The sequence below is a fragment of the Pseudomonas sp. TWRC1-2 genome (assembly GCF_049896685.1).
In the GTDB taxonomy this organism is placed as follows: Bacteria; Pseudomonadota; Gammaproteobacteria; order Pseudomonadales; family Pseudomonadaceae; genus Aquipseudomonas.
The window spans coordinates 96034-120927 of the sequence record NZ_JAFCUU010000006.1 but is presented as its reverse complement, the minus strand read 5'-3'; the positions used below and the strand labels follow the sequence as shown (position 1 = coordinate 120927).

At 59.9% G+C, this 24894-nt stretch carries 24 protein-coding genes and 4 tRNA genes; 7 read left to right on the top strand and 21 right to left on the bottom strand.

Features of this window, described 5'->3' with window-relative positions; all coding sequences use genetic code 11:
• Positions 1–48: 48 nt before the first annotated feature.
• The 9 genes from ACP7B3_RS18415 to rluD all read right to left on the bottom strand — a co-directional run bounded on the left by ACP7B3_RS18415 (position 49) and on the right by rluD (position 7005).
• Complete coding sequence (locus tag ACP7B3_RS18415) at positions 49–936, bottom strand: LysR family transcriptional regulator (RefSeq protein ID WP_426180079.1); 888 nt, start codon at positions 934–936, stop codon at positions 49–51.
• A 31-nt stretch (positions 937–967) separates the two neighbouring features.
• Positions 968–1711 carry a cysteine hydrolase family protein gene (locus tag ACP7B3_RS18410; protein WP_426180456.1) on the bottom strand — a complete coding sequence of 248 codons (744 nt, stop codon included), beginning with the start codon at positions 1709–1711 and terminating at the stop codon, positions 968–970.
• A 157-nt stretch (positions 1712–1868) separates the two neighbouring features.
• Positions 1869–1945: transfer RNA gene (locus tag ACP7B3_RS18405), tRNA-Pro, on the bottom strand.
• A 94-nt stretch (positions 1946–2039) separates the two neighbouring features.
• Positions 2040–2115: transfer RNA gene (locus ACP7B3_RS18400), tRNA-Lys, on the bottom strand.
• Between the two features lie 5 nt (positions 2116–2120).
• Positions 2121–2197 (bottom strand) — tRNA-Pro (locus ACP7B3_RS18395).
• 10 nt (positions 2198–2207) lie between these two features.
• Positions 2208–2283 (bottom strand) — tRNA-Asn (locus tag ACP7B3_RS18390).
• A gap of 302 nt (positions 2284–2585) precedes the next feature.
• The gene (clpB, locus tag ACP7B3_RS18385; protein WP_242194788.1) at positions 2586–5150 is read right to left on the bottom strand and encodes an ATP-dependent chaperone ClpB; all 2565 of its coding nucleotides are present in this window, start codon (positions 5148–5150) and stop codon (positions 2586–2588) included.
• A gap of 170 nt (positions 5151–5320) precedes the next feature.
• Positions 5321–6046 carry a peptidoglycan editing factor PgeF gene (pgeF, locus tag ACP7B3_RS18380; protein ID WP_426180077.1) on the bottom strand — a complete coding sequence of 242 codons (726 nt, stop codon included), beginning with the start codon at positions 6044–6046 and terminating at the stop codon, positions 5321–5323.
• Positions 6043–7005: a 23S rRNA pseudouridine(1911/1915/1917) synthase RluD gene (rluD, locus tag ACP7B3_RS18375; RefSeq protein ID WP_005784662.1), complete on the bottom strand. Its 963-nt coding sequence runs from the start codon at positions 7003–7005 to the stop codon at positions 6043–6045. The genes pgeF and rluD overlap by 4 nt, the downstream gene beginning before the upstream one ends.
• A 149-nt stretch (positions 7006–7154) precedes the next feature.
• Between rluD and ACP7B3_RS18370 the strand changes: the two genes are divergently transcribed.
• Both ACP7B3_RS18370 and ACP7B3_RS18365 read left to right on the top strand, forming a co-directional pair.
• Complete coding sequence (locus ACP7B3_RS18370) at positions 7155–8180, top strand: outer membrane protein assembly factor BamD (protein WP_106578596.1); 1026 nt, start codon at positions 7155–7157, stop codon at positions 8178–8180.
• A gap of 125 nt (positions 8181–8305) precedes the next feature.
• Complete coding sequence (locus tag ACP7B3_RS18365) at positions 8306–8539, top strand: PP0621 family protein (protein ID WP_092240641.1); 234 nt, start codon at positions 8306–8308, stop codon at positions 8537–8539.
• On the opposite strand, the gene thiO is transcribed toward ACP7B3_RS18365, so the two are convergent.
• The 5 genes from thiO to pilV form a co-directional block, all read right to left on the bottom strand.
• Positions 8526–9635, bottom strand: coding sequence for a glycine oxidase ThiO (thiO, locus tag ACP7B3_RS18360; RefSeq protein ID WP_426180072.1), 1110 nt, complete (start codon positions 9633–9635; stop codon positions 8526–8528). The two genes, ACP7B3_RS18365 and thiO, sit on opposite strands and share 14 nt — an antisense overlap.
• A 62-nt stretch (positions 9636–9697) precedes the next feature.
• Positions 9698–10099, bottom strand: coding sequence for a type IV pilin protein (locus ACP7B3_RS18355; RefSeq protein WP_426180070.1), 402 nt, complete (start codon positions 10097–10099; stop codon positions 9698–9700).
• A gap of 11 nt (positions 10100–10110) precedes the next feature.
• On the bottom strand, positions 10111–10641 hold the full coding sequence (locus ACP7B3_RS18350; RefSeq protein WP_426180067.1) for a pilus assembly PilX family protein: 531 nt from the start codon (positions 10639–10641) through the stop codon (positions 10111–10113).
• A gap of 7 nt (positions 10642–10648) precedes the next feature.
• A complete protein-coding gene (locus tag ACP7B3_RS18345; protein ID WP_426180064.1) occupies positions 10649–11356 on the bottom strand; it encodes a PilW family protein in 708 nt (235 codons plus the stop codon).
• The gene (pilV, locus tag ACP7B3_RS18340; protein WP_426180061.1) at positions 11353–11838 is read right to left on the bottom strand and encodes a type IV pilus modification protein PilV; all 486 of its coding nucleotides are present in this window, start codon (positions 11836–11838) and stop codon (positions 11353–11355) included. The genes ACP7B3_RS18345 and pilV overlap by 4 nt, the downstream gene beginning before the upstream one ends.
• A gap of 206 nt (positions 11839–12044) precedes the next feature.
• Between pilV and ACP7B3_RS18335 the strand changes: the two genes are divergently transcribed.
• Entirely contained in the window at positions 12045–12626 is a 582-nt protein-coding gene (locus ACP7B3_RS18335) for a GspH/FimT family pseudopilin (protein ID WP_416364411.1), read from the top strand.
• On the opposite strand, the gene ispH is transcribed toward ACP7B3_RS18335, so the two are convergent.
• The 6 genes from ispH to murJ form a co-directional block, all read right to left on the bottom strand.
• Complete coding sequence (ispH, locus tag ACP7B3_RS18330; RefSeq protein ID WP_083360219.1) at positions 12580–13527, bottom strand: 4-hydroxy-3-methylbut-2-enyl diphosphate reductase; 948 nt, start codon at positions 13525–13527, stop codon at positions 12580–12582. The two genes, ACP7B3_RS18335 and ispH, sit on opposite strands and share 47 nt — an antisense overlap.
• 184 nt (positions 13528–13711) lie before the next feature.
• Positions 13712–14149 (bottom strand): FKBP-type peptidyl-prolyl cis-trans isomerase, encoded by a 438-nt coding sequence (locus ACP7B3_RS18325; RefSeq protein ID WP_426180454.1) that lies wholly within the window; start codon positions 14147–14149, stop codon positions 13712–13714.
• Between the two features lie 7 nt (positions 14150–14156).
• Positions 14157–14666 (bottom strand): signal peptidase II, encoded by a 510-nt coding sequence (lspA, locus tag ACP7B3_RS18320; RefSeq protein ID WP_426180057.1) that lies wholly within the window; start codon positions 14664–14666, stop codon positions 14157–14159.
• On the bottom strand, positions 14659–17490 hold the full coding sequence (gene ileS, locus ACP7B3_RS18315; protein WP_426180054.1) for an isoleucine--tRNA ligase: 2832 nt from the start codon (positions 17488–17490) through the stop codon (positions 14659–14661). Before ileS ends, lspA begins: the two co-directional genes overlap by 8 nt.
• 14 nt (positions 17491–17504) lie before the next feature.
• Positions 17505–18443: a bifunctional riboflavin kinase/FAD synthetase gene (ribF, locus tag ACP7B3_RS18310; protein ID WP_064450635.1), complete on the bottom strand. Its 939-nt coding sequence runs from the start codon at positions 18441–18443 to the stop codon at positions 17505–17507.
• 119 nt (positions 18444–18562) lie between these two features.
• The gene (gene murJ / locus ACP7B3_RS18305; protein ID WP_145165592.1) at positions 18563–20101 is read right to left on the bottom strand and encodes a murein biosynthesis integral membrane protein MurJ; all 1539 of its coding nucleotides are present in this window, start codon (positions 20099–20101) and stop codon (positions 18563–18565) included.
• Between the two features lie 253 nt (positions 20102–20354).
• Here murJ and rpsT point away from each other — a divergent pair, with 253 nt between their 5' ends.
• Positions 20355–20633: a 30S ribosomal protein S20 gene (gene rpsT, locus ACP7B3_RS18300; RefSeq protein ID WP_003171647.1), complete on the top strand. Its 279-nt coding sequence runs from the start codon at positions 20355–20357 to the stop codon at positions 20631–20633.
• A 283-nt stretch (positions 20634–20916) separates the two neighbouring features.
• Here the strand turns inward: rpsT and ACP7B3_RS18295 are convergent, their stop codons facing one another.
• Positions 20917–21402, bottom strand: coding sequence for an FKBP-type peptidyl-prolyl cis-trans isomerase (locus ACP7B3_RS18295; RefSeq protein ID WP_003188398.1), 486 nt, complete (start codon positions 21400–21402; stop codon positions 20917–20919).
• Here ACP7B3_RS18295 and ACP7B3_RS18290 point away from each other — a divergent pair.
• The 3 genes from ACP7B3_RS18290 (at position 21401) to ACP7B3_RS18280 (ending at position 24770) form a co-directional block, all read left to right on the top strand.
• A complete protein-coding gene (locus tag ACP7B3_RS18290; RefSeq protein ID WP_242195076.1) occupies positions 21401–21691 on the top strand; it encodes a DUF3565 domain-containing protein in 291 nt (96 codons plus the stop codon). The two genes, ACP7B3_RS18295 and ACP7B3_RS18290, sit on opposite strands and share 2 nt — an antisense overlap.
• A gap of 79 nt (positions 21692–21770) precedes the next feature.
• The gene (gene pta, locus ACP7B3_RS18285) at positions 21771–23870 is read left to right on the top strand and encodes a phosphate acetyltransferase (RefSeq protein ID WP_106578583.1); all 2100 of its coding nucleotides are present in this window, start codon (positions 21771–21773) and stop codon (positions 23868–23870) included.
• On the top strand, positions 23871–24770 hold the full coding sequence (locus ACP7B3_RS18280) for an acyltransferase (RefSeq protein ID WP_145165591.1): 900 nt from the start codon (positions 23871–23873) through the stop codon (positions 24768–24770). It abuts the gene before it with no gap.
• The last annotated feature ends 124 nt before the right edge of the window (positions 24771–24894 follow it).

Sequence of the window (24894 nt, the reverse complement as noted above, 5' to 3'; positions counted from 1 at the left end):
GCAGCAAAAAAATCCCCCTATCACACGATAGGGGGATTTTTTATTGGGCTAGAGCTGCTGGTAGAACTCAGCCATATAGTCGACAAACGCCCGCACCTTCGGCGCCAGGTGCCGGGACTGTGGATAAAGGGCGTAATAGTGCCGCTCGCCCAATGAATAATTGGGCAGAATTCGCACAAGCTGACCGTGCGCCAAGTCGCTGTGCACTGTGGCCTGGGTGAAACACGCAATGCCCGCCCCCGCCAACGTGGCCGCGTGCAACGCGCTAATGGTGTTGGTGCTGAACCGCCCCGATGGGGTGACCGTAACCACCGCGCCACGCGCCGCGCTCAGTTGCCAATCCGACGACGCACCAATGAAAGTCAGCAAGTGATGGTTGTCGAGCTCCTGCGCCGAACGGGGCAACCCATGGCGGCCGATGTAGCTCGGCGACGCGACCAGAACCTGGCTGGAAATCGTCAACGTGCGGGCAATCAATGACGTATCCGCCAGGGCGCTGGCAATGCGTATCGCGACATCAAACCCGTCGGCCACCAGGTCGACGAACTGATCATCACAGCACAGCTGCGGCTCAATATCCGGATAGCGTCGTTGAAAACCCGGTAGCCAGTGCGGCAGATCCAGTGTGCCCACCACCAGCGGCACACTGACTCTCAGCAGGCCCTCGGGGCGTTGGTGCCCGTGGGCGATGGCCTGGGATGCGGCGTCGAGACGATCAAGGATATCCACGCACGCTGCGTAGTACTGCTCCCCGGCACCCGTCAGACTGAAGCGTCGCGTGTTGCGGTTGATCAGTTGGGCGCCCAGCTCAATCTCCAATTGCTGCAATTGCCGGGATATCGTCGAATGCGTGGTCTCCAGGCGCTCTGCGGCTGCAGAAAAACCCTTGGCTTCGACGATGCACCGAAAGGCGCGCATGGCAGATAACTGGTTCATGAAGCAGGCGATCCCAAGCTGGTCAGGGGAATCAGTTAACCGGCAAAGCGATAATTTGCGAGGTGGTCAGCACCGAACCGAAGGTGTCTTCGATTTCAGCCAGTGCCGAGTTGTGCAACTCATCCTTGGTTACCGAACGGCCATCGGCGCGGGTAATAGCCCGTGTGGCACTGGCATCGGATGCTACCACAACGTCATAGCCCAACGGCGCGGCGTCACGGGCGGCGCCAGCGACACAGGCGTGAGTCATCAGGCCACTGATAATCAGGGTTTTGACGCCGGCTTTCTTCAGTTGCGCATCCAGGTCGGTGCTGGCAAACACGCTGACCGTGGTCTTCTGCACAAGCGTGTCTTGTGCACGTGGCTTCATCAGCGGGTGAAAATCGACGGTCTTGCCATTCTTGGCGAAGACCGCCGCGTCGTCCGGGGCGATGTGCTGCACGTGAATGACTTGGATGTTTTCCTTGTCGGCAAACTTGATCAGACGCTGGGTGTTTTCCAGGGCTTTCATGCCGTCAGGGATCGGCATGCGGCCGGTGAAGTATTCATTCTGGAAGTCGATGACCACCAACGCGGTGGTTTTCGGGTCAAGACGGTCGGTCGGCTTCGCCCCCAACATCGCGCGAATGGTCGGCTGCGGGTGTGTGGCTGTTTCGGCGGCGACAGCGTAATGGCCGAGGCCCACCATCATACCGAGGCCAACAAGCGTGGACTTGAGTAGGGCAGAAAACGGACGGACAGGGTGAACGGCTGGAGTGAGGGTCATCATGCAGATTCCTTGAGGCGAGTGAATGGACGAGGCCCAGTCTAGGAGGCCGCGACCAGTGCACCAACGCACCCATCAGCACAATATCTGTTTGGAATTCGCACAAGTGAGGCCAAACAACAGGCAAAAAAAACCCCCGTATCTTTCGATACGAGGATTTTTAATATGGTCGGGGTAAGGGGATTCGAACTCCTGACATCCTGCTCCCAAAGCAGGCGCGCTACCGGACTGCGCTATACCCCGGTAAAAAAAAGGCGACCTCTCAGTCGCCTTCTGCGACCAGGGCTTTTGACCTCTGATCTTAAGATCTGATTCCAGCGTTAACTGGTCTCAAAAATGGTGGGTCGTGTGGGATTCGAACCTACGACCAATTGGTTAAAAGCCAACTGCTCTACCAACTGAGCTAACGACCCAAAAATGGTCGGGGTAAGGGGATTCGAACTCCTGACATCCTGCTCCCAAAGCAGGCGCGCTACCGGACTGCGCTATACCCCGGTTTTGAAATTGGCTCCGTGACCAGGACTCGAACCTGGGACCCAATGATTAACAGTCATTTGCTCTACCGACTGAGCTATCACGGAACTGCATATTTCAAATGTGTAACTTTACTGCGTTGAAACGTTCTCTTCGGCTTGTCCGTATCGCTACGTTCATGTCTCTGAGGCGCGCTATTCTACAATCTTAAAAACCCCTGTCAACCCTTTAAATTGCTTTTAAGACAATGATTTGCGCTTCTTTCTGATTTCTTCTTGGGGAGAAGAAACCCGTGGGCTGACGTTGCTGCGGGGCGCACTTTACAAGCCTTTGCCTTACAGTTCAACGCCCTATCGAAAAAAAAGGCCCCGCAATGCGGGGCCTCCTCTTATAGCCATACAGGCTGGACTCAGTGGAAGACGATTTCGTCGTTTTCCACAGTCGCCGTGACGCTGGTGCCCGGCATGAAGCTGCCCGACAGGATCAACTGCGCCAATGGGTTCTCGATCCAGCGCTGGATCGCACGTTTCAGTGGCCGTGCGCCATACACCGGGTCGTAACCCACCGCGATCAGCTTGTCCAACGCCTCGCTGCTCAGCTCCAGGTCGAGCTCGCGCTCGGCCAGGCGGCCACGCAGACGTCCCAACTGGATCTCGGTGATGCCCGCGATCTGATCCCGCGCCAGAGGCTCGAAGATCACCACTTCATCGACCCGGTTGATAAATTCCGGACGGAAATGAGTGGTCAGTGCATCCATCACCGCAGCGCGCTGGCCCTCGCGATCACCCACCAACTCCTGAATCTGCGCCGAGCCCAGGTTGGAGGTCATCACGATCACCGTATTACGGAAATCCACGGTACGCCCGTGGCTGTCCGTCAAACGGCCATCTTCCAGCACCTGCAGCAAGATGTTGAACACATCCGGGTGGGCCTTCTCGACCTCGTCCAGCAGGATCACCGAGTAAGGCTTGCGACGCACGGCTTCGGTCAGGTAACCCCCCTCTTCGTAGCCCACGTAGCCTGGTGGGGCGCCGATCAAGCGAGCCACCGAGTGTTTCTCCATGAATTCGGACATATCGATCCGCACCATGGCCTCTTCGGTATCAAACAGGAACTCGGCCAAGGCCTTGCACAGCTCGGTCTTACCCACGCCGGTCGGGCCGAGGAACATGAACGAACCGCTCGGACGGTTCGGGTCGGACAAGCCGGCCCGGGAACGCCGTACCGCGTTGGACACAGCCACCACGGCCTCTTCCTGGCCAATGACGCGCTGGTGCAACAGGCTTTCCATCTTCAGCAACTTGTCGCGCTCGCCTTCGAGCATTTTCGACACGGGAATACCGGTCCACTTCGAAACGACTTCGGCGATTTCTTCCTCGGTCACCTTGCTGCGCAACAATTGGTTCTCGGGCTTACCATGCTGGTCGACCATTTGCAGGCTGCGCTCCAGGTCCGGGATCACCCCATACTGCAACTCGGCCATGCGGTTCAGGTCACCTTTACGGCGCGCGGCTTCCAGCTCCTGACGGGACTGCTCGATCTTTTGCTGGATCTGCGCAGAACCCTGGACCTCGGCTTTTTCCGAGGTCCAGATTTCCTCGAGGTCTGAATATTCACGCTCCAGACGCACGATTTCTTCCTGGAGTTTTTCCAGGCGTTTCTTCGCGGCCTCGTCTTCTTCTTTCTTCAGGGCCTGGGACTCAACCTTCAGTTGAATCAGGCGCCGATCCAGACGGTCGAGCACTTCCGGCTTGGAGTCGATCTCCATGCGAATACGGCTGGCCGCTTCGTCGATCAAGTCGATGGCCTTGTCCGGCAACTGGCGGTCAGTGATGTAGCGATGGCTCAATTTGGCCGCCGCAATAATCGCGCCGTCAGTGATCGCCACCTTGTGGTGGACCTCATAGCGTTCTTTCAGGCCACGCAGGATCGCGATGGTGTCTTCTTCGCTGGGTTCTTCCACCAGCACTTTCTGGAAACGACGCTCAAGGGCTGCGTCTTTCTCGATGTACTGGCGATACTCGTTCAGCGTGGTGGCGCCAACGCAATGCAGCTCACCGCGCGCCAATGCGGGCTTGAGCATGTTGCCGGCATCCATCGAGCCCTCGCCTTTACCGGCGCCGACCATGGTGTGCAGTTCGTCGATGAACAGAATGATCTGCCCTTCCTGCTTCGACAATTCATTAAGCAGGGATTTCAGGCGCTCTTCGAACTCGCCACGGAACTTGGCGCCGGCGATCAGCGAGCCCATGTCCAAAGACAGCAGACGCTTGCCTTTAAGACCGTCCGGCACTTCACCATTAATGATGCGCTGGGCCAGGCCTTCGGCAATCGCGGTTTTACCCACGCCAGGTTCACCGATCAGCACTGGGTTGTTCTTGGTGCGGCGTTGCAGCACCTGGATGGTGCGACGAATTTCGTCATCACGGCCAATCACCGGGTCAAGCTTGCCTTCTTCGGCGCGCTTGGTCAGGTCGACCGTGTATTTGTCCAGAGCCTGGCGCGACTCCTCGTGGTTGGGGTCATTCACCGCCTCGCCGCCACGCAGGTTGTTGATGGCGTTTTCCAAGGCCTTTTTGCTCACGCCCTGGCCCAGCAGCAATTTGCCAAGCTTGCTGTTGTCGTCCATCGCCGCGAGCAGCACCAGTTCGCTGGAGATGAACTGATCACCTTTTTGCTGAGCCAGGCGATCTGCCTGGTTAAGCAGGCGCGCCAGGTCCTGCGACATGTTCACGTCGCCGGTAGGGTTTTGGATTTTTGGCAGTTGGTCGAGCTCTTTGCTCAACTCTTTGCGCAGGCTGTTGACGTCAAAGCCCACCTGCATCAGCAAGGGCTTGATAGAACCACCTTGCTGTTCCAGAAGCGCCTGCATCAAGTGCGCAGGCTCAATGGCCGGATGGTCGAGGCCGACCGCCAAGGATTGGGAGTCCGATAGAGCTAACTGCAATTTGCTGGTTAAACGATCAATACGCATTAGTCACCTTCCTTTTGAGCAGGCCGGAGCTATGTGCGAGCGAGCTTGCTCGCGAAAAACGCATCCTGAATGAAGAAACCTGCCAGATACCCCTATAGATGGGGTGGATTCTGCAAGATTCAAGCGGGCTATCGTGGATGTGGATCAGCGTTGACCCAAGTCAAGAGAGTCTAGCGCTCAAGCCAGATAAGGGAGGCAAATCGACCCGTGCGAGGGCTGCGACGGTAAGAAAAGAAGCGCGGGTCAGTCACGGTGCAATAACCGCCACCATAGACAGCGGTGATTCCACGTGCGGCGAGCCGCAGGAGCGCCAACTGGTAGATGTCGGCCATGTACTTGCCGGGATTGTGGCTTGGCACGAAGGCTTCGGCGGTCGTCGGCAGCTGCTGCATGAAGGCTTCACGCACCTCCGGGCCGACTTCAAAGGCTTGCGGGCCAATGGCAGGGCCCAGCCAGACCAATACATCGGCAGGTTCGCAGCCCAGGCTTTCGAAAGCCGCTTCGAGCACACCCGCTGCCAGCCCACGCCAACCGGCATGGGCGGCCGCCACGCGAGTACCGGCGCGGTTGCAGAACAACGCGGGCAGGCAATCGGCAGTCATGGATGTGCAGGCGATACCAGGCGTGCTGGTCCAGCTGCCATCGGCTTCGGCGATGCGCAAGGGGTCAGCCTCGACCACGCTCACCCCATGGACTTGGCGCAGCCAGGCCGGCTGAATATCAAAGGCGTCGGTCAGACGACGGCGATTCTCAAGGACGGCCTCAAGGCTGTCCTCGACATGATCGCCCAGATTGAGGCTGTCGAACGGCGCCAGACTGACGCCGCCCGCACGGGTGGTGACGCAGGCTTTAACCTGAGCCGGCGCAGGCCAGTCAGGAATCAGCCAGTCATTCATCCGATAAACGCCTCGCGATCCTGCTTGAGCAGCGACAACAACCAGACCAAATCATCTGGAAGAGGCGATTCCCAGCTCATCCGCTTACCGCTCGTCGGATGGTCCAGCTCCAGGAAACGTGCATGCAGCGCCTGACGCGGGAAGGATTTCAGCGATTCAACCATGGTCTGACTCGCCGCCGGCGGAATACGGAAGCGACCGCCGTAGGCCGGATCTCCGACCAACGGGAAGTTAATGTGCGCCATGTGCACGCGGATCTGGTGCGTACGGCCGGTTTCCAGCTTGACCCGCACGTGAGTGTGGGACCGGAAACGCTCCAGCACACGGTAGTGGCTGACGGCCTGCTTGCCGCCTTCCATCACCGCCATACGCTGACGCTGCTGGCCGTGGCGACCAATAGGGGCGTTGATCTTGCCACCCGCCACCACCACGCCAATCACGATGCACTCGTAGATGCGGCTGACGCTACGGCTCTGCAACTGTGTGACCAGTTGCGTCTGGGCCTGGATGGTCTTGGCCACCACCATCAAGCCGGTAGTGTCCTTGTCCAGGCGGTGCACGATGCCGCAGCGCGGGACATTGATGATGTCCGGCACGTGGTGCAGCAAGGCATTGAGCAAGGTGCCATCAGCGTGCCCGGCTGCCGGGTGAACCACCAGGCCTGCGGGTTTATTGATGACCAGGATGTCGTCGTCTTCATAGACGATGTCCAGCTCGATGTCTTGGGCAACCCATTCTCCCTGGGCTTCCTGCTCGGCAGTCAGCTCAAGAATCGCACCGCCATGGACTATGTCTCGCGGGCGGATAACCGCTCCATCCACAGTCAGGCGGCCGTCTTTGATCCAGGCGGAAAGGCGCGAGCGCGAGTGCTCAGCGAATAATTGTGCGGCGACTTGATCGAGGCGTTGGCCGCCCAATTCGGACGGCACCTCTGCGCGAAGTTCAATTTTATCGGACATGCTCAGACTAGGCGTGGCACAGCCTTTGGTTTCGGCTGCGCGCTTGTGGTTAAATACGGCGTCTTTTGCCCCGAGGCTTTCAACGGGGCGCTCATCATAACAGGACGGCCCCGCCCAAGACAGCGGCCGTCATAGGGACGCAAGCCGCCATGCAAGTGAAACACCTGCTGCTGATCGCCATCCTCGCCATGACTGCTGCTTGCTCGTCAACAAAGGAAGTCGTCGACGAAAACCTGAGCGAAGTCGAGCTGTATCAATTAGCTCAAAAAGACTTGGACAATAATAGCTACACCAGTGCCACAGCCAAGCTGAAGGCCCTGGAGTCACGCTATCCGTTCGGGCGCTACGCCGACCAGGCACAGCTCGAGCTGATCTACGCCAACTACAAGAACGCCGAGCCGGAAGCTGCCAAGTCCGCCGCCGAGCGTTTTATCCGCCTGCACCCGCAGCACCCGAACGTGGACTACGCCTACTACATGAAGGGCCTGACCTCGTTCGACCAGGACGTGGGCCTGCTGGCGCGCTTCCTGCCGCTGGACATGACCAAGCGTGACCCCGGCGCTGCCCGCGACTCCTACAACGAGTTCGCCCAGCTGACCAGCCGCTACCCCAACAGCCGCTACGCGCCGGACGCCAAGCAGCGCATGATCTACCTGCGCAACCTGCTGGCTTCCTACGAGATTCACGTGGCTGACTACTATCTGACCCGTCAGGCATACGTGGCTGCCGCCAACCGTGGGCGCTATGTAGTGGAGAACTTCCAGGAAACCCCTTCCGTGGGTGACGGCCTGGCGGTGATGACCGAGGCTTACCAGGCGTTGCACCTGGATGCATTGGCAGCCACCAGCCTGGAAACCCTGAAGCTCAACTACCCAGACTCGCCAAGCTTGAAAGACGGCCAGTTTGTGCCTCGGGTTGCCGAAACAGACAACCGTTCGTGGCTGAGCAAGTACACCCTGGGCCTGATCAGTTCCCGTCCACCCTTGCCGCCGGGCGAAACCCGCGCCAACCAGGACGTGATCAAACAGTTCCAGGACGCCAAGGAAGCAATTCCGTCGGAGCTCAAGCCGCATGACGAGAATGGCGATGTGATCGAAGAGCAAGAGCCGCAGGCCCTTGGCAACAACGAAGATCGTTCGTGGTTCAGCTACATGACGTTCGGCGTATTCGACTGATTGCACCCAGCGTCATCAAGAAGGAGCCTTTCGAGGCTCCTTTTTTATTGCCCGGCGTTATTGCGCTGTGCGCCTGCCACGACCTTGGCTAAACTGGCGCATTCCTTGTCGAGAAACTGCCCATCATGCTTCGTCTACTGTTCTGGATTGCCGTCATTGCTGCCGCGGTATGGTTCTGGCGCAAATTCAAAAGCCCGGCCGCCCGGCAGCAACGCGCCAGCGAGCCTGACGCAGCCCTGATGGTGCGCTGCGCCCACTGCGGCGTGCACTTGCCGCAGGATCGCGCGCTGAGTTCACGCCAGGAGTGGTATTGCACTCAGGCACACCTGGAACAGGGGCCGAAGTCTATCCAGCGTTGATTCGACCTGCGGGCGCATAAGGCGCCGGGTCAATGATCGGCGTACGCCCCAGCAACAAGTCGGCAAACAACTGGCAGGATGCCGGCGCAAGCACCAAGCCATTGCGGTAATGCCCGCAATTGAGCCACAACCCTTTGAAGCCCGGGACTTCACCGATATAAGGGATACCTTCCGGTGAGCCGGGCCGCAAACCGGCCCAATGCCCCACGACCTCGGCGTCCGCCAAGGCAGGAATCAACTCCACAGCCGAAGCCTTGAGGCTTTCCAGCGCTGAGTCGGTCGGGGTCTTGTCGAACCCTTCGTGTTCAAGCGTGCTGCCGATCAGAATGTGCCCATCACGCCGTGGGATCGCATAACGCCCCTTGGCCAGGACCATGCTCGAGAGGAAATCCGAGGCGCATTTGTACAAAATCATTTGGCCTTTGACCGGTTCCACCGGCAGCGCCAAGCCCAACTTGCCAAGCAACTCACCGCTCCAGGCACCCGCAGCCAACACTATCTGGTCGCCAAGAATCGGTCCCGCAGCGGTATTCACGCCCACTACGTCTTCGCCTTCAAGTACAAACCCCTGCACTTCGCACTGCTCATGAAGGGTCACACCAGGCAGCGCCAACAGCGCCGCCTTGAGGGATTTGACCAGGCGCGGGTTGCGCACATTGGCCACGTCCGCCATGTAGATCGCCTGGGAATACCCGCCGCCCAGTACCGGCACGGCATCGTGCGCAGCCGACACATCCACTTTGCTCAGCGGCCGCCCCTCGCGGGCAGCCCAGGCCAACGCCTGGGCCTCGTCTTCCAGGTCCAGCCAGTACAGGCCCGTGGTATGAACCTCTGGATCAACACCCGTGGCCGCAAACAGACGTTCGGCCAATTGCGGATAAAAATCCTGGGACCAATGCGCCAGCGCGGTGACCGCCAGGCTATAGCGCCACGGATACAGCGGCGACACGATCCCGCCGCCGGCCCAGGAGGACTCCTGGCCAAGCCCGGAGCGCTCCAGCAGTATGACGGCCTGCCCTTGGGTGGCCAGGTTGTACGCCGTCAACAACCCGATTACTCCGCCACCGACAATCACCACTTGCTGTTGCTTAGCCATCATTTGATCCAGCCGATAAAAAGGGAAAAGCGCACCGGGCGCCCACTCATCCAGCACTCTCATCATTGCCCCCAGCACGCCTTGCGCGACATTCCAGGTGCCGCGCCCGGGTTGCTGCGCACGCCGGAGCTGCTCAGGCTGAATTCAGCGCAAGGGTCGCCTGCCATGACTGAGCCGACGGCAGGCGTGGCCACCAGGGTGAAGTCCTGAGGGTTCAATGCAGCGCCGATTCTATAGCGTTCATTGCCCGCACTGACGCCGCTTGCATCAATAAAAGTGCCGTTGCGCGTGTAAAAGCGCTCCAGGTAATGGACTTGCTCGGACAACAACGCAACGATTTCTGCGCGATAGGCCTTTTTTACATGCCCGGTATACGCCGGGTAAGCGATCCCGGCCAGAAACGCGATGATCGCGACAGCGATCAATAACTCGATCAAGGTAAAACCCCGGCAATCCTTGCCCATTGATACGCTCCTTATTGAAGTTGCCGCCATAAAATCCGACGAAATCTCGCCCCTGCTGCTTCGTTGACCTGCGCATAGACCGTCTCCAGAACGGTGCGCGATTGGCCACTGAAGCCCACCGCCGTCACGCGGTATAACCTGGCAGATATGTGCAGAGGTAAACCCGTCAGCCCTGTGCCCTGCCCCAGCGCTTGAATGCCGTACAGGCCGCCCTTGAAGGCAACCCAACTGACCGCTGAAACAGAACGCTCCCCGGTGCCAACCACAGAAAACGACTCCGGTGGCGGTGCGCAGGCGCTTATCGACGGGCATAACGGCAACACCGACCCCGCGCGCCGGACCATTGATTCCCCCAACCTCAGGCCGCTTTCTGCACTTTGAAATGATTGATTGCGATGCCAGACGCCGCTGGCAATCCTTTGCTGGGACACGGCCCCTTGCATCGAGGCCAGGCCGATCAGTGACAACACCAGCAAAAACACCAGGCTGATCAAGAGGACCATGCCCGTCTGCCGTGGATGGAAGCCGTCAAAGTTGCGCATGATCGCTCTACTCCAACCGGTTGCGCAGCGCTGCCACGACGCTGTAGGCCTGATCCTGAACGCGCCCCGTCGGGTCTCGCAGCGTCATCCGGATGCGCACACTGCGTATCAGTGATTCGTCGGCCGGGGTGGGGTCATAGCGCGCAACGCGAGCCGAGCCGGGCTTGGCTGCCACACCGAAACTGAGGTCGAACGCCTGTACGTTATCCACCAGAACCGCCTTGGCCGGCGCAGCCGGTGTACTGACCTTCAGCTGGCCCGCTTCAAAGGTGTAGGTGAGCTGGCGTATCGCAAACCGGCTCTGGCCAGGCGCGGGCGTCGGCGAGTTGCCCGCATAGGCCTGGGCCGTGGTCATGCAGTCGGAAAGTACCGTCCAGTCTGGCCTGCCACCCTCTCCACTTGCATCCGCGGTGACTAACGTCAGTGACCTCGAGCTGCCCGAGGTGCTCCAGCCGACCGGTCGATCAAAGGCCGCCGGCGCATTATCGATAGAGGCCGTCGCCAGGCAGCCAAACACACCCGCATGGCGAATGTCCTGAATCATCTTGCCCAGCACAAACCGCGCATCATCCTGCAGCAACATGGCTGCCTGCTGGCTGGCGTGGGTGGCTCGAACGCTGATGACGACTTGGCTGACCCCGAGGATCAACACCAACCCGACAGACAGCGCCAGCAACAGCTCCACCAGGCTGAATCCCCGTGCAAAGCGATTCATTTCGCCACCCCAGACTCGCTGGCAATGCGACTGGCGAGGGTGAAGGTCTCCCGTGCGCCGCTGCGGTTCGCGCCCCTGGCGTCGTCCCAACTGATACTGACGGTCACCTCGCTGCCACTGACCACGACGGAGCCTTTTGCACTCGCTCCGGCAAACCCGACGATATTTGCTTCGAAGTCGTGCAGGTCCAGGTCACGCACGCTGGCGCTGGCCGTACCGAGCGGCGCGCCTTCGGTTCGGCTCCATGAATAGTCGACGCTCGAGTTGGCGCGAACCCGGTCGAGCATGTCGTAGGCAATGAAACTGGCCTGGCTGATCATCCTTGAGCTGTCGGTGTATTTGAGTGCGTTGAGCTGGATCACCGCCGCGCCCAGCAACCCGACCGCAAGAATCAGCACGGCCACCAGCACCTCGATCAGCGTCATGCCGGATTGGTGGCGGGGTAAGACGCAGGCAAATTTTAGGTTCGGGCAAACAAGCATCACCGTCGTCATCCCTGTCGAAGGCCGGAGAAAAGCAGGAAAAACCTGCTGTGCGGCCCAAGACTAGCGTCGGTTTTCGGCTGGCGCTGCTGCCGGAACAAAGGGAAATACTTTGGACATAAAGGCCATCACTCCACGCCAGGAACTGGCGGCTATACCTATGCCTGTCACCTGAAACAGTGAACCCGTCCATGGAGGGACGACACATGAAGCAACGCGGATTCACCCTGGTCGAGCTTCTGCTGACCCTGTTGCTAAGCGGCATCCTGGCAAATCTCGCAGTACCCGGTTTCAAAGGCTTGCTCGAGTCACAGCAACGACAAACAGCTGCGCAGGCCTTGGCCAGCGGCATGCGCTATGCGCGCACCGAGGCCATTGCGCGCAATCGTGCGGTGGTCATTCACGCGCGGGATGAAAACTGGAGCCAGGGATGGCGAGTGATACTGGACGAAAGCGGACGCGGCCACCTGGACGAGAACAATCCGGTGCTGCTGGAACGACAGGACAGCGGGCAGGTACCGATCGTAGGCAATGGGCCCGTGAAGAGCGAGGTACGCTTCAGCGGATTGGGCGAGCCGATTTTTTCAGCGGGAGGGTTCCGTGCAGGCACTGTGCACGTGTGCGACGCGGATCAGGCGCAAAGCCTGTTTCAGGTGGTACTTGCCCCCAGCGGGCGCATCAGCCTGCGCAGTGAAACCACCGAGCAGGCGTTATGCCGGAATGACTCCGGCACCTTGGCACTCAGAGCAGCGAGCGAACCCGCAGCTCCTTGGGCATGGAGAACGTGATGTTCTCTTCACGGCCAGCCAATTCATCGGCACCGGTGGCACCCCATGCCTGCAGTTGCTGGATCACACCGCGCACCAGCACTTCCGGCGCCGACGCGCCCGCCGTAATGCCGATACGCTCGACACCGTCGAACCAGCTGCGCTGCATGTCTTCAGCGCCGTCGATCAGGTAGGCCGGCGTGGCCATGCGCTCGGCCAGTTCGCGCAAGCGGTTGGAGTTGGAGCTGTTGGGGCTGCCGACCACCAGCACGACATCGCACTCATCGGCCAGTTGCTTGACCGCGTCTTGACGGTTTTGTGTGGCATAGCAGATGTCGTCTTTGCGCGGGCCACCAATGGCCGGGAATCGCGTGCGCAAGGCATCGATTACACGGCTGGTATCGTCCATCGACAAGGTGGTCTGCGTGACAAAGGCCAGCCGTTCGGGGTTTTGCACCTGCAAGTTGGCAACGTCTTTTTCGTCTTCCACCAGGTAAATCGCGCCGCCATTGCTGGCGTCGTACTGGCCCATGGTGCCTTCGACTTCCGGGTGGCCGGCATGGCCGATCAGGATGCATTCACGGCCATCACGGCTGTAGCGCGCGACTTCGATGTGCACCTTGGTCACCAGGGGGCAGGTGGCGTCGAATACCTTGAGGCCGCGGCCGGCAGCCTCGGTACGCACGGCCTGGGAAACACCGTGCGCGCTGAAGATGACGATAACGTCGTCCGGCACCTGATCGAGCTCTTCGACAAAGATGGCACCGCGTGCGCGCAGGTCTTCAACCACAAATTTGTTGTGGACGACTTCATGACGCACGTAAATCGGCGGCCCGAAGACTTCCAGGGCGCGATTGACGATTTCGATCGCCCGGTCCACACCGGCGCAGAAGCCACGGGGGTTGGCGAGTTTGATTTGCATGCTGTGCCTCGTGTCTTGCAGGGCAAGAAATTGGATCAACTCAACTCTACAGGAGTGAGCCCCTGTGGGCGCCGGGGTTGCCCGCGATGCAGACGACTGGGTGTATCAGGTACACCGAGGTGATGCTATCGCAGGCAAGCCAGCTCCCACATAAACCAGCCCCCACAGGAGCCAGCGTCGTTGATCAGAGCGCTTTAACGTCGATGATTTCAACGTCAAACGTCAAGGTTTTACCGGCCAACGGGTGGTTGAAGTCGATGGTCACTTGCACGTCATCGAAGGTTTTCACCACACCAGGCAGCTCGGTATTCGCCGCATCATTAAAGATCACCAACAGGCCTTCCGACAGGTCCATGTCCTGGAACTGCGAACGCGGGATGATCTGCACGTTTTGTGGGTTGGGCTGGCCAAAGGCGTTTTCCGGCAGGATCTGCAGGGTACGCTTGTCACCGGCCTTGAAACCGAACAGCACCGCTTCAAAACCCGGCAGCAGGTTGCCGTCGCCGACCTTGAAGGTCGCCGGGGCTTTGTCGAACGTGCTGTCGACCGTGTCGCCATTCTCCAGGCGCAGTGCGAAATGCAAAGTGACTTCCGTGTTCTGGCCGATGCGTTGCTCAGCCAATACCTGATCAGTCATTGACGGTCTCTCCGGTTTTCTTGCTTTTGAACATGTCCAACGCCAGCATGATTGCACCGACGGTGATGGCGCTGTCGGCAAAGTTGAACGCCGGGAAGTACCAGCGGTTCTGCCAATGCACCAGGATAAAGTCGATCACATGGCCCAGGGCAATGCGGTCGTACAGGTTGCCCAGCGCGCCGCCCAACACCAGGGCCAGGGCGATCGCGAGCCAGGTGTCATCGCGACCCAGGCGCTTAAGCCAGACCACCAGGACTGCACTGACCACGACCGCGATCAACGCGAACAGCCAGCGCTGCCAGCCGGAGCTGTCAGCGAGGAAGCTGAAGGCAGCGCCGGTGTTGTAGGCCAGGGTCCAGCTGAAGTAGTCAGGGATGACCACGATCTGCTGGTACATCTGCAAGGCACCTTCGAAGTGAGCCTTGCTGAGCTGGTCAATGACCAGCACCAGCACGCTCAGTACGAGCCAGCCCAGACGTCCGAAACGGCTGGCGTTAGGCATAGTGGCGAACCTCGCCAGCACCGCTGATGTTGTCGACGCAACGACCGCAGATTTCCGGATGCTCAGGGTTCACGCCAACGTCTTCACGGCAGTGCCAGCAACGGGCGCACTTAGGGAAGGCCGACTTGACCACTTGAAGCTTGAGGCCCGGCACTTCGGTAGCCACCGCGTCCGCAGGTGCCTGGGCAAACGGTGCCAGGCTGGCAGTCGAGGTGATCAGCACGAAGCGCAGTTCGTTGCTCAACTTGGCCAGGTCGGCGCTCAGGCCTTCCTCAGCAAACAGGGTAACTTCGGCCTGCAAGTTGCCACCGACGGCCTTGGCCGCACGCTGCACTTCCAGCTCCTTGTTCACCGCAACCTTCACGGCCATTACGCCTTCCCAGTACTCGCGGCCCAGTTCGAAGTCGGCCGGCAGTTCGGTCAGGCCTTCGTACCAGGTGTTGAGCATCACCGATTCGTTACGCTCGCCCGGCAGGTATTCCCACAGCTCGTCGGCGGTGAAGGCCAGGATCGGCGCGATCCAGCGCACCAGCGCTTCAGAGATGTGGTACAGCGCGGTCTGCGCCGAACGGCGTGCCTTGCTGTTGGCGCCGGTGGTGTACTGGCGGTCCTTGATGATGTCGAGGTAGAAACCGCCCAGTTCCTGCACGCAGAAGTTGTGGATCTTGGAGTACACGTTCCAGAAGCGGTATTCGCCGTAGTGTTCCTGCAACTCGCGCTGCAGCAACAGGGTACGGTCCACGGCCCAACGGTCGAGGGCGAGCATGTCCTCGGCCGGCAGCAGGTCGGTGGCCGGGTTGAAACCGGTCAGGTTCGACAGCAGGAAGCGTGCGGTATTACGGATACGGCGGTAGGCATCGGCGCTACGGGCCAGGATCTGGTCCGACACGGCGATTTCGCCCGAATAATCGGTCGAGGCTACCCACAGACGCATTATGTCGGCGCCCAGGGTTTCATTGATCTTCTTCGGCTCGATCACGTTTTTCAGCGACTTGGACATCTTGCGGCCCGTCTCGTCGACGGTAAAACCGTGGGTCAGCAGTTCGCGGTATGGCGCGTGGTTGTCGATGGCGCAGCCGGTCAACAAGGAGGAGTGGAACCAGCCGCGGTGTTGGTCCGAACCTTCCAGGTACAGGTCGGCACGCGGGCCGGTCTCGTGGCCCATCGGGTGCGAACCGCGCAGCACGTGCCAGTGAGTGGTGCCGGAGTCGAACCACACGTCGAGGGTGTCGCTGATCTTGTCGTACAGCGGCGCTTCGTCGCCCAGCAGCTCGGCGGCGTCCAGCTTGAACCAGGCTTCGATGCCTTCCTGCTCAACACGCAGGGCGACTTCTTCCATCAGTTCGACGGTACGTGGGTGCAGCTCGCCGCTTTCCTTGTTGAGGAAGAACGGGATTGGCACGCCCCAGTTACGCTGACGGGAGATGCACCAATCCGGGCGGTTGGCGATCATCGAGTGCAGGCGCGCCTGGCCCCAGGCCGGGACGAACTTGGTGTCTTCGATGGCTTTGAGCGAGCGCACTCGCAGGGTGTCGCCGCTGGTCGGCTCTTTGTCCATGCCGATAAACCACTGCGCGGTGGCGCGGTAGATCAACGGGGTCTTGTGGCGCCAGCAGTGCATGTAGCTGTGCTTGATGGTTTCGGTGTGCAGCAGCGAACCGACTTCACGCAGCTTATCGATGATTGGCTCGTTAGCCTTGAAGATGAACTGGCCGCCGAAGAACTCCAGCGACGGCGCGTACACGCCATTGCTCTGCACCGGGTTGAGGATGTCGTCGTTGACCATGCCGTAGGCTTTGCAGGTCACAAAGTCGTCAACGCCGTAGGCCGGTGCGGAGTGAACCACACCCGTGCCCGAACCCAGCTCAACGTAGTCAGCCAGGTACACCGGCGACAGGCGGTCATAGAACGGGTGACGGAAGTTGATCAATTCCAGCGATGTGCCAGTGGTGGTGGCGATCACCGAACCTTGCAGCTCGTAACGCGCCAGGCAGGCTTCGACCATTTCTTCAGCGAGCACCAGCAGGCGATCACCGACGTCCACTAGGGCGTAGGTGAATTCCGGGTGCACGTTGAGCGCCTGGTTGGCCGGGATGGTCCACGGGGTGGTGGTCCAGATCACGATGGCAGCCGGTTTGCTCAGGCTTGCCAGGCCAAAGGCCTCAGCCAGCTTGGCGTCGTCGGCGATCGGGAAGGCCACGTCGATGGTCGAGGACTTCTTGTCTTCGTACTCGACTTCCGCCTCGGCCAGGGCCGAACCGCAGTCGAAGCACCAGTTCACGGGCTTGAGGCCCTTGAACACGAAACCGCCCTTGACGATTTCAGCCAAGGCACGGATTTCCCCGGCCTCGTTCTTGAAGTTCATGGTTTTGTACGGGTTGTCCCACTCGCCCAACACGCCCAGGCGGATGAATTCGGACTTCTGCCCTTCGATCTGTTCGGTGGCGTAGGCACGGCACAGTTCGCGGGTTTTATCCGCGCCCAGGTTCTTGCCGTAAGTCACTTCGACTTTGTGCTCGATTGGCAGGCCATGGCAGTCCCAGCCCGGAACATAAGGTGCGTCGAAACCCGACAGGGTTTTAGAGCGCAGGATCATGTCCTTGAGAATTTTGTTCAGCGCATGACCGATGTGAATCGTGCCGTTGGCATAAGGAGGGCCGTCGTGCAGGACGAATTTCGGACGATCCTTGCCAATTTCGCGCAACTTTCCGTACAGGCCAATACTGTCCCAGCGCTGCAGAATCTGCGGTTCGCGCTGTGGCAGGCCGGCCTTCATTGGGAAGGCGGTGTCCGGAAGGTTTAGCGTGGCTTTATAGTCGGTCATTTAAGGCTCTTCGGTTAGCGATGGGCGCTAGGTGCGGCTAGTGCACGGGCGGCGGCGACATCCGCATTGATCGCCGTTTTCAACGCCTCAAGCGAGGCGAAACGCTGCTCTTCACGCAGCTTCTGGTGGAAAACCACCGTCAAACGCCGGTCATACAAATCACCGGCAAAATCCAAAAGGTGAACTTCCAGGTGGGCCTTGCCATCACCTGCAACCGTGGGCCTGACGCCTATGTTGGCGACTCCCGGCCACGATTGGCCGTCGATGTCGACGCTCACCAGGTAAACCCCGGTGAGTGGCACACGACGGCGCTTGAGTTGCACGTTGGCGGTTGGCGTGCCCAGTTGGCGCGCCAGCTTCTGGCCGTGCAGTACCCGCCCGGCAATGCGGAACGGGCGACCGAGCAAACGCTCGGCCAAGGCGAAGTCGGCAGCGGCCAGGGCGTTACGCACCTGGGTACTGCTCACGCGCAGGCCGTCCAGTTCGACGGTTTGCGCGGCTTCGACGGTAAAACCTTGATTCACACCGGCGTGTTGCAGGAAGTCGAAATCCCCGACGCGGTCGCAACCGAAACGGAAGTCGTCGCCGACCTCCAGGTGCTGTACGCCCAGGCCATCTACCAGAATACGGTCGACGAACTCCGCGGCGCTGAGGCTTTGCAGACGCTGGTTGAAGGCCAGGCAAAGAACACGGTCCACGCCCTCTTCGGCCAGCAGCTGCAGCTTGTCGCGCAAACGAGCCAACCGTGCCGGCGCCGTTTCCGGGGTAAAGAATTCCCGTGGCTGCGGCTCAAAAATCACCACGCAGCTGGGCACGCCCAACTCGACCGCGCGTTCACGCAGCCGGCCCAGGATAGCCTGGTGACCACGGTGAACACCGTCAAAGTTGCCAATAGTGGCGACGCAGCCCCGATGCTCGGGGCGCAGGTTGTGGAGACCTCGAACCAGCTGCATAACGCGCTTCTTGCTCATAAAGTGGTCGATTATAACCACACCCGGCCCCGGACGACAGGCAACAGCGCAGGCCAAATGGATCGAATCGATAAAACCATCGTTTTATCGCGGCAAACTCTCTATCCCAGGGACTTGCGATTGAAATCACGCAGGCGAAAGCCTTGCAGCAGCAACATCCCGAAGTACACCACCACGCCGGCAACCACCAAAATGCCCAGGCGCATGAAGCGCTCCAGCATATGGCCTTGGTCCCAGGCGGGCATAAAGTGCATCAGGCCCAACAACACGGCCGACATGGTCGCCACCGCCACGAGCAGCTTGAGGGCGAACATGCCCCAGCCCGGCTGCGGCTGATACATCTGTTGTTTACGCAGTTGGTAAAACAACAGGCCGGCATTGATGCAGGCACCAGCGCTGATGGCCAGGGCCAGGCCGGCGTGAGCCAGCGGACCGATGAACACCAAGTTAAGCAGTTGAGTGACGATCAGGGTGAAGATTGCGATCTTGACCGGTGTGCGGATGTTTTGCTGGGCGTAGAACCCCGGCGCCAGCACCTTGATCACAATAATGCCGAGCAGCCCGACGGAGTAGGCGACCAGCGCACGCTGGGTCATCGAGGCGTCAAACGCGCTGAATTGGCCGTATTGAAACAGCGACACGGTCAGCGGTTCGGCCAGGATGCCCAAGGCCAGAGAACACGGCAGTACCAACATAAAGCACAGGCGCAGGCCCCAATCGAGGATCCGCGAATACTCCTGGCGGTCCTTGCTCGCATAGGTGCGCGACAAGGTTGGCAGCAAAATGGTGCCCAGGGCCACCCCGAGCACGCCGGACGGCAGCTCCATCAGACGGTCGGCGTAGTACATCCAGGACACTGAGCCTGAAACCAGCAGCGAGGCGAACGCGGTGTTGATGATCAGCGATATCTGACTGACGGAGACCCCGAGGATCGCCGGCAACATATTGCGCATCACGCGCCAGACGCCAGTGTCCTTGAGGTTCAGGCGCGGCAGCACGAGCATGCCGATCTTTTTCAGGTGCGGCAGCTGGTACAGCAATTGCGCCAGGCCACCCGCCAGCACCGCCCAACCCAGGGCCATCACCGGCGGATCGAAGTACGGCGTGAGGAACAGCGCAAAAATAATCATGCTGACGTTCAGCAGCGTCGGCACGAAGGCTGGCACCGAGAAGCGGTTCCAGGTGTTGAGGATCGCCCCAGCCAGGGACGACAGGGAAATCAGCAATATATAAGGAAAGGTCACGCGCAGCAGATCAGTGGTCAGCGCGAATTTTTCCGGGGTATTGGCAAAACCCGGCGCCGTGGCCCAGATCACCCAAGGCGCGGCGAGCATGCCGGCGATGGTGACTAGCATCAGCACCAGGGTCAGCAGGCCCGAAACATACGCGATAAAGGTGCGGGTGGCTTCTTCGCCCTGCTGGTTTTTGTACTCGGCCAGAATTGGCACGAAGGCCTGGGAAAATGCCCCCTCGGCAAAGATGCGTCGCAGCAGGTTGGGCAGTTTAAAGGCAATAAAGAACGCATCCGTGGCCATGCTGGCGCCAAAAATGCGCGCCAGCAGGGTGTCGCGCACGAACCCCAAAACCCGGGAGATCATCGTGATAGAGCTGACGGCAGCCAACGATTTGAGCAGATTCATTGAAAGAGTTTGCGCCTATAGATAAAGAGCAGGCGAACAAAGCGCCCACTTATGCGATACTGCGCGCCTGCAACAGCACAGAGCCAAAGCTCGCGAGTTTACAGGTCAAGCGCCGGAAATAAATCACCCGCCTCTTCAGATCGACCACTCAGCAGTTCGCATCAGCCGCCCTTGACAACCCATCAAGTCATCGGCATGATTCGCGGCCTATTTTGTTTGCTATTTCCTAAAAAGTCTTTCGAGGAGCTCGACGGTGGCCAACACACCTTCCGCCAAAAAACGTGCAAAACAGGCTGAGAAGCGTCGCAGCCACAACGCCAGCCTGCGTTCCATGGTTCGTACCTACATCAAGAATGTAGTTAAAGCCATCGACACCAAAGACGCTGAAAAAGCCCAAGCTGCTTACGTTCTGGCCGTGCCAGTTATCGACCGTATGGCCGATAAAGGCATCATCCACAAGAACAAGGCCGCTCGTCATAAGAGCCGCCTGAATGGCCACATCAAGGCTCTGAACGTCGCTGCAGCAGCCTAAGTGGTAAAAACTGCCACGTAGCCCAGGCCGCGTAACAGTTAAGAAATGCCCCGCACCGAAAGGTGCGGGGCATTTTTGTTTGCGCCGCATATAGGGCGTGCGCAGTGCAATGTGGGAGCGGGCTTGCCCGCGATTACAGCGTGTCAGTCACCGAATACTTGGCTGATACACCGCTATCGCGAGCAAGCCCGCTCCCACATTTGGACTGGGGTGCATTTTCAATGCACAAAAAAACGCCCCGAACCAGTCGGGGCGTTTTTGCTACCTATTGATCAAACCACAATCAATGGTGATGACCGCCTTCACCGTGAACGTGGCCGTGGGCCACTTCTTCCTGGGAAGCGTCGCGGATGGCAACGATCTTCACTTGGAAGTTCAGGCGCTGGCCAGCCAGAGGGTGGTTACCGTCAACGGTCACGTCATCGCCGTCCAGATCGCGGATGGTGACGATCTGCATTTGGCCGTCCGGCGCGGAAGCGTGGAACTGCATGCCCACTTCCAGCTCGTCAACGCCTTCGAACATGCTGCGGCTCAAGGTGCTGACCAGTTCGGCGGAGTATTCGCCGTAAGCGTCTTCAGGTTCTACGGCGACGGTCAGTTCGTCACCCACGTTCTTGCCTTCCAGAGCCTTTTCCAGGCCCGGGATGATGTTACCTGCGCCTTGCAGGTAGACCAGCGGCGCGCCGCCGGCGGAGCTGTCGATGACCTCACCAGCGTCGTTGGTCAGGGTATAGTCGATGGAGACAGCCTTGTTAGCGGCGATCGTCATGGGGCGAGACCTTTTGCATAAGAATGAAGAACGGACAAGTCTAAACAAGGATTTGCCCGAAAGCGAACACAACCCGGACAGACGGGACCGATCAACGGCATCCTTCATCCTCGGATTCCACCAGGATGACGACCGGCACTGGGTCGCCGAGCTGTCCTGCGGCCACACCCAGCACCTGCGCCACCAACCGCCATGGCAGTCGCGCGCCTGGGTACTGGACCCCGCGCAACGCCTTGAAAAAATAGGCCAACCCTTTGCGTGTGGCTGGTGTGCGCAAGCGCTCGAATAACGATAACCTTGGCGTCTGATTCCCGGTAGGCGCTCAACCATAGAGCGCCACCGAAGCCATGCACCTCCAGAGAATTCGCATGCAGACTTTTTTTATCGCGCCCACCGATTTTGGTGTGGGTCTGACCTCCATCAGCCTTGGGCTGGTGCGTACCCTTGAACGGGCCGGGCTGAAAGTCGGTTTCTTCAAACCCATTGCCCAGCCGCACCCGGGCGACACCGGCCCCGAGCGCTCCACCGAGCTGGTGGCCCGCACCCACGGCCTGAAACCGCCCCAGCCTTTGGGCCTGGCCCATGTAGAGCGCATGCTCGGCGACGGCCAGCTGGACGAGCTGCTGGAAGAAATCATCACCCTTTACCAGCAAGCCGCCGTGGGCAAGGACGTGCTGATCGTCGAAGGCATGGTGCCAACCCGCAGCGCCAGCTATGCGGCGCGGGTCAACCTGCACCTGGCCAAGAGTCTGGATGCGGAAGTGATCCTGGTCTCGGCGCCGGAAAACGAAGTGCTCACCGAGCTCTCTGGCCGCGTGGAACTGCAGGCGCAACTGTTCGGCGGCCCCAAAGACCCGAAAGTGCTGGGCGTGATTCTCAACAAAGTGCGCACCGACGAAAGCATGGAAGCGTTCTCGGCGCGCCTCAAAGAACATTCGCCACTGTTGCGCAGCGGTGACTTCCGCCTGCTTGGCTGCATCCCGTACCAGCCCGAACTCAACGCGCCGCGCACCCGCGACGTGGCCGACCTGATGGGCGCACAGATCCTCAATGCCGGCGATTACGAAACCCGACGCATGACCAAAATCATCATCTGCGCGCGCACTATGCGTAACACTGTGGAGCTGCTCAAGCCCGGCGTGCTGGTGGTTACTCCTGGCGATCGCGACGACATCATCCTCGCCGTCAGCCTGGCCGCGATCAACGGCGTGCCGCTGGCCGGCCTGCTGCTGACCAGCGACACACTGCCCGACCCGCGCATCATGGATCTGTGCCGGGGCGCGTTCCAGGCCGGGCTGCCGGTGTTGTCGGTGAGCACGGGCTCCTACGACACCGCCAACCAGCTCAACAGCCTTAACAAAGAAATCCCGATTGATGACCGCGAGCGCGCAGAAATCATCACCGATTTCGTCGCCAGCCACCTCGACGCACGCTGGTTGCACCAACGCTGCGGCACGCCACGAGAGATGCGCCTGTCGCCGGCCGTGTTCCGCTACCAGTTGATCCAACGCGCCCAGGCCGCCAACAAACGCATCGTGTTGCCCGAAGGCAGCGAGCCGTTGACCGTGCAAGCTGCCGCCATCTGCCAGGCGCGCGGCATTGCCCGTTGCGTGTTGCTGGCCAAACCGGCGGATGTGGAAGCGGTGGCCCGCGCCCACGGCATCGAGCTGCCCGAAGGCCTGGAGATTCTCGACCCGGACCTGATTCGCCAGCGTTATGTCGAACCGATGGTCGCGCTGCGCAAGAGCAAAAGCCTCAACGCACCGATGGCCGAGCAGCAACTGGAAGACACCGTGGTGATCGCCACCATGATGCTCGCGCTGGATGAAGTGGATGGCCTGGTCTCCGGCGTCATCCACTCCACCGCCAACACCATCCGCCCTGCCCTGCAGCTGATTAAAACGGCGCCGGGCTGCACCCTGGTGTCGTCAGTGTTCTTCATGCTGTTCCCCGAGCAGGTGCTGGTCTACGGCGACTGTGTGATGAACCCGCACCCGAGCGCGGCGGAACTGGCAGAAATCGCCCTGCAAAGCGCCGACTCGGCCGCCGCGTTCGGCATCACCCCGCGCGTGGCGATGATCAGCTATTCCAGCGGCGATTCGGCCAGTGGCGAGGAAGTGGAAAAAGTCCGCGAAGCCACCCTGCTCGCCCACGAACAGCAAAGCTCGCTGCTGATCGACGGGCCGTTGCAATACGACGCCGCCGCCAACGAAACCGTGGCCCGGCAACTGGCGCCCAACAGCCTGGTCGCCGGCAAAGCCACGGTGTTTGTGTTCCCAGACCTGAACACCGGCAACACCACGCACAAGGCCGTGCAGCGCAGCGCCGATTGCGTAAGCCTGGGGCCGATGCTGCAAGGCCTGCGCAAACCGGTGAACGACCTGCCGCGCGGCGCTCAGGTCGACGACATCGTGTACACCATCGCCCTGACTGCGATTCAAGCCGCCAACCGACCTATGGATATTTAAATGCTGGATTTTCTACCTGCCGCCGTGCGCGGGGTGATCGCGTCCTTGTTGTTGGCGCTGAACACGATTCTGTTGTGCTCGTTTCTGTTTATCGTCGCGCTGTTCAAGGCGCTGCCATTTGCCAAGCGCTTCAGCGAATGGCTGATGAACCACACCCACGAAGCCTGGGTCACCAATAACAAGGGCTGGATGAACCTGGTACGGCGCACGCGCTGGCACCTGACCGGCCTTGAAGGGCTGGACTACGAGCACTCGTACCTGGTGACCAGTAACCACCAGAGCTGGGTGGACATCATGGTGTTGCAGTACGTGCTCAATCGACGGATTCGCCCGCTGAAGTTCTTCCTCAAGCAGGAGCTGATCTGGGTGCCGGTGATTGGCCTGGCGTGGTGGGCGCTGGGCTTCCCATTCATGAAGCGCTACACCAAGGCTTACCTCGAGAAACACCCGGAAAAGAAAGGCAAAGACCTGGAAACCACCCGCAAGACCTGTGCGAAGTTTCGTGACAACCCGGTGGGCATTTTCAACTTTGCCGAAGGCACACGCTTTACGCCGGGCAAGCATGCGCAGCAGAAATCCCCATTTCGCTACTTGCTCAAACCTAAAGCCGGCGGCATTGCGTTTGTGCTGGACGCCATGGGTGAGCAGTTGAAGTCCCTGGTCAACGTGACTATTCACTACCCTGCCGGGCGCCCTGGGTACTGGGACTTGCTGTGTGGGAATGTGAAGGATGTGGTGGTGCACTTTGAAGAAGTGCAGATTCCGGCCGGGTTTATCGGCAAGAATTATGAGCAGGACGGAGAGTACCGGTTGGCGTTTCAGGGCTGGATCAACCAGCTGTGGGAAGACAAGGATGCGTTGCTGGACAAGCTGCACACTGATTTCCCAGGCAAACAATAATCAACTGTGGGAGGGGGTTTGCCCCCGATAGCGGCACATCAGTAACAGACGTACTGACTGACACACTGCCATCGGGGGCAAGTCCCCTCCCACAGTTGACCGAGTGGTTTTTCAAGATCCCACA

Bases quoted from the DNA above. Each gene is read 5' to 3' on its own strand.
- ACP7B3_RS18415 (WP_426180079.1), bottom strand. From the start codon at position 936: ATGAACCAGTTATCTGCCATGCGCGCCTTTCGGTGCATCGTCGAAGCC.
- clpB (WP_242194788.1), bottom strand. From the start codon at position 5,150: ATGCGTATTGATCGTTTAACCAGCAAATTGCAGTTAGCTCTATCGGAC.
- pgeF (WP_426180077.1), bottom strand. From the start codon at position 6,046: ATGAATGACTGGCTGATTCCTGACTGGCCTGCGCCGGCTCAGGTTAAA.
- rluD (WP_005784662.1), bottom strand. From the start codon at position 7,005: ATGTCCGATAAAATTGAACTTCGCGCAGAGGTGCCGTCCGAATTGGGC.
- ACP7B3_RS18370 (WP_106578596.1), top strand. From the start codon at position 7,155: ATGCAAGTGAAACACCTGCTGCTGATCGCCATCCTCGCCATGACTGCT.
- ACP7B3_RS18365 (WP_092240641.1), top strand. From the start codon at position 8,306: ATGCTTCGTCTACTGTTCTGGATTGCCGTCATTGCTGCCGCGGTATGG.
- thiO (WP_426180072.1), bottom strand. From the start codon at position 9,635: ATGGCTAAGCAACAGCAAGTGGTGATTGTCGGTGGCGGAGTAATCGGG.
- ACP7B3_RS18355 (WP_426180070.1), bottom strand. From the start codon at position 10,099: ATGGGCAAGGATTGCCGGGGTTTTACCTTGATCGAGTTATTGATCGCT.
- ACP7B3_RS18350 (WP_426180067.1), bottom strand. From the start codon at position 10,641: ATGCGCAACTTTGACGGCTTCCATCCACGGCAGACGGGCATGGTCCTC.
- ACP7B3_RS18345 (WP_426180064.1), bottom strand. From the start codon at position 11,356: ATGAATCGCTTTGCACGGGGATTCAGCCTGGTGGAGCTGTTGCTGGCG.
- pilV (WP_426180061.1), bottom strand. From the start codon at position 11,838: ATGCTTGTTTGCCCGAACCTAAAATTTGCCTGCGTCTTACCCCGCCAC.
- ACP7B3_RS18335 (WP_416364411.1), top strand. From the start codon at position 12,045: ATGAAGCAACGCGGATTCACCCTGGTCGAGCTTCTGCTGACCCTGTTG.
- ispH (WP_083360219.1), bottom strand. From the start codon at position 13,527: ATGCAAATCAAACTCGCCAACCCCCGTGGCTTCTGCGCCGGTGTGGAC.
- lspA (WP_426180057.1), bottom strand. From the start codon at position 14,666: ATGCCTAACGCCAGCCGTTTCGGACGTCTGGGCTGGCTCGTACTGAGC.
- ileS (WP_426180054.1), bottom strand. From the start codon at position 17,490: ATGACCGACTATAAAGCCACGCTAAACCTTCCGGACACCGCCTTCCCA.
- ribF (WP_064450635.1), bottom strand. From the start codon at position 18,443: ATGCAGCTGGTTCGAGGTCTCCACAACCTGCGCCCCGAGCATCGGGGC.
- murJ (WP_145165592.1), bottom strand. From the start codon at position 20,101: ATGAATCTGCTCAAATCGTTGGCTGCCGTCAGCTCTATCACGATGATC.
- ACP7B3_RS18290 (WP_242195076.1), top strand. From the start codon at position 21,401: ATGGGGCGAGACCTTTTGCATAAGAATGAAGAACGGACAAGTCTAAAC.
- ACP7B3_RS18295 (WP_003188398.1), bottom strand. From the start codon at position 21,402: ATGACGATCGCCGCTAACAAGGCTGTCTCCATCGACTATACCCTGACC.
- pta (WP_106578583.1), top strand. From the start codon at position 21,771: ATGCAGACTTTTTTTATCGCGCCCACCGATTTTGGTGTGGGTCTGACC.
- ACP7B3_RS18280 (WP_145165591.1), top strand. From the start codon at position 23,871: ATGCTGGATTTTCTACCTGCCGCCGTGCGCGGGGTGATCGCGTCCTTG.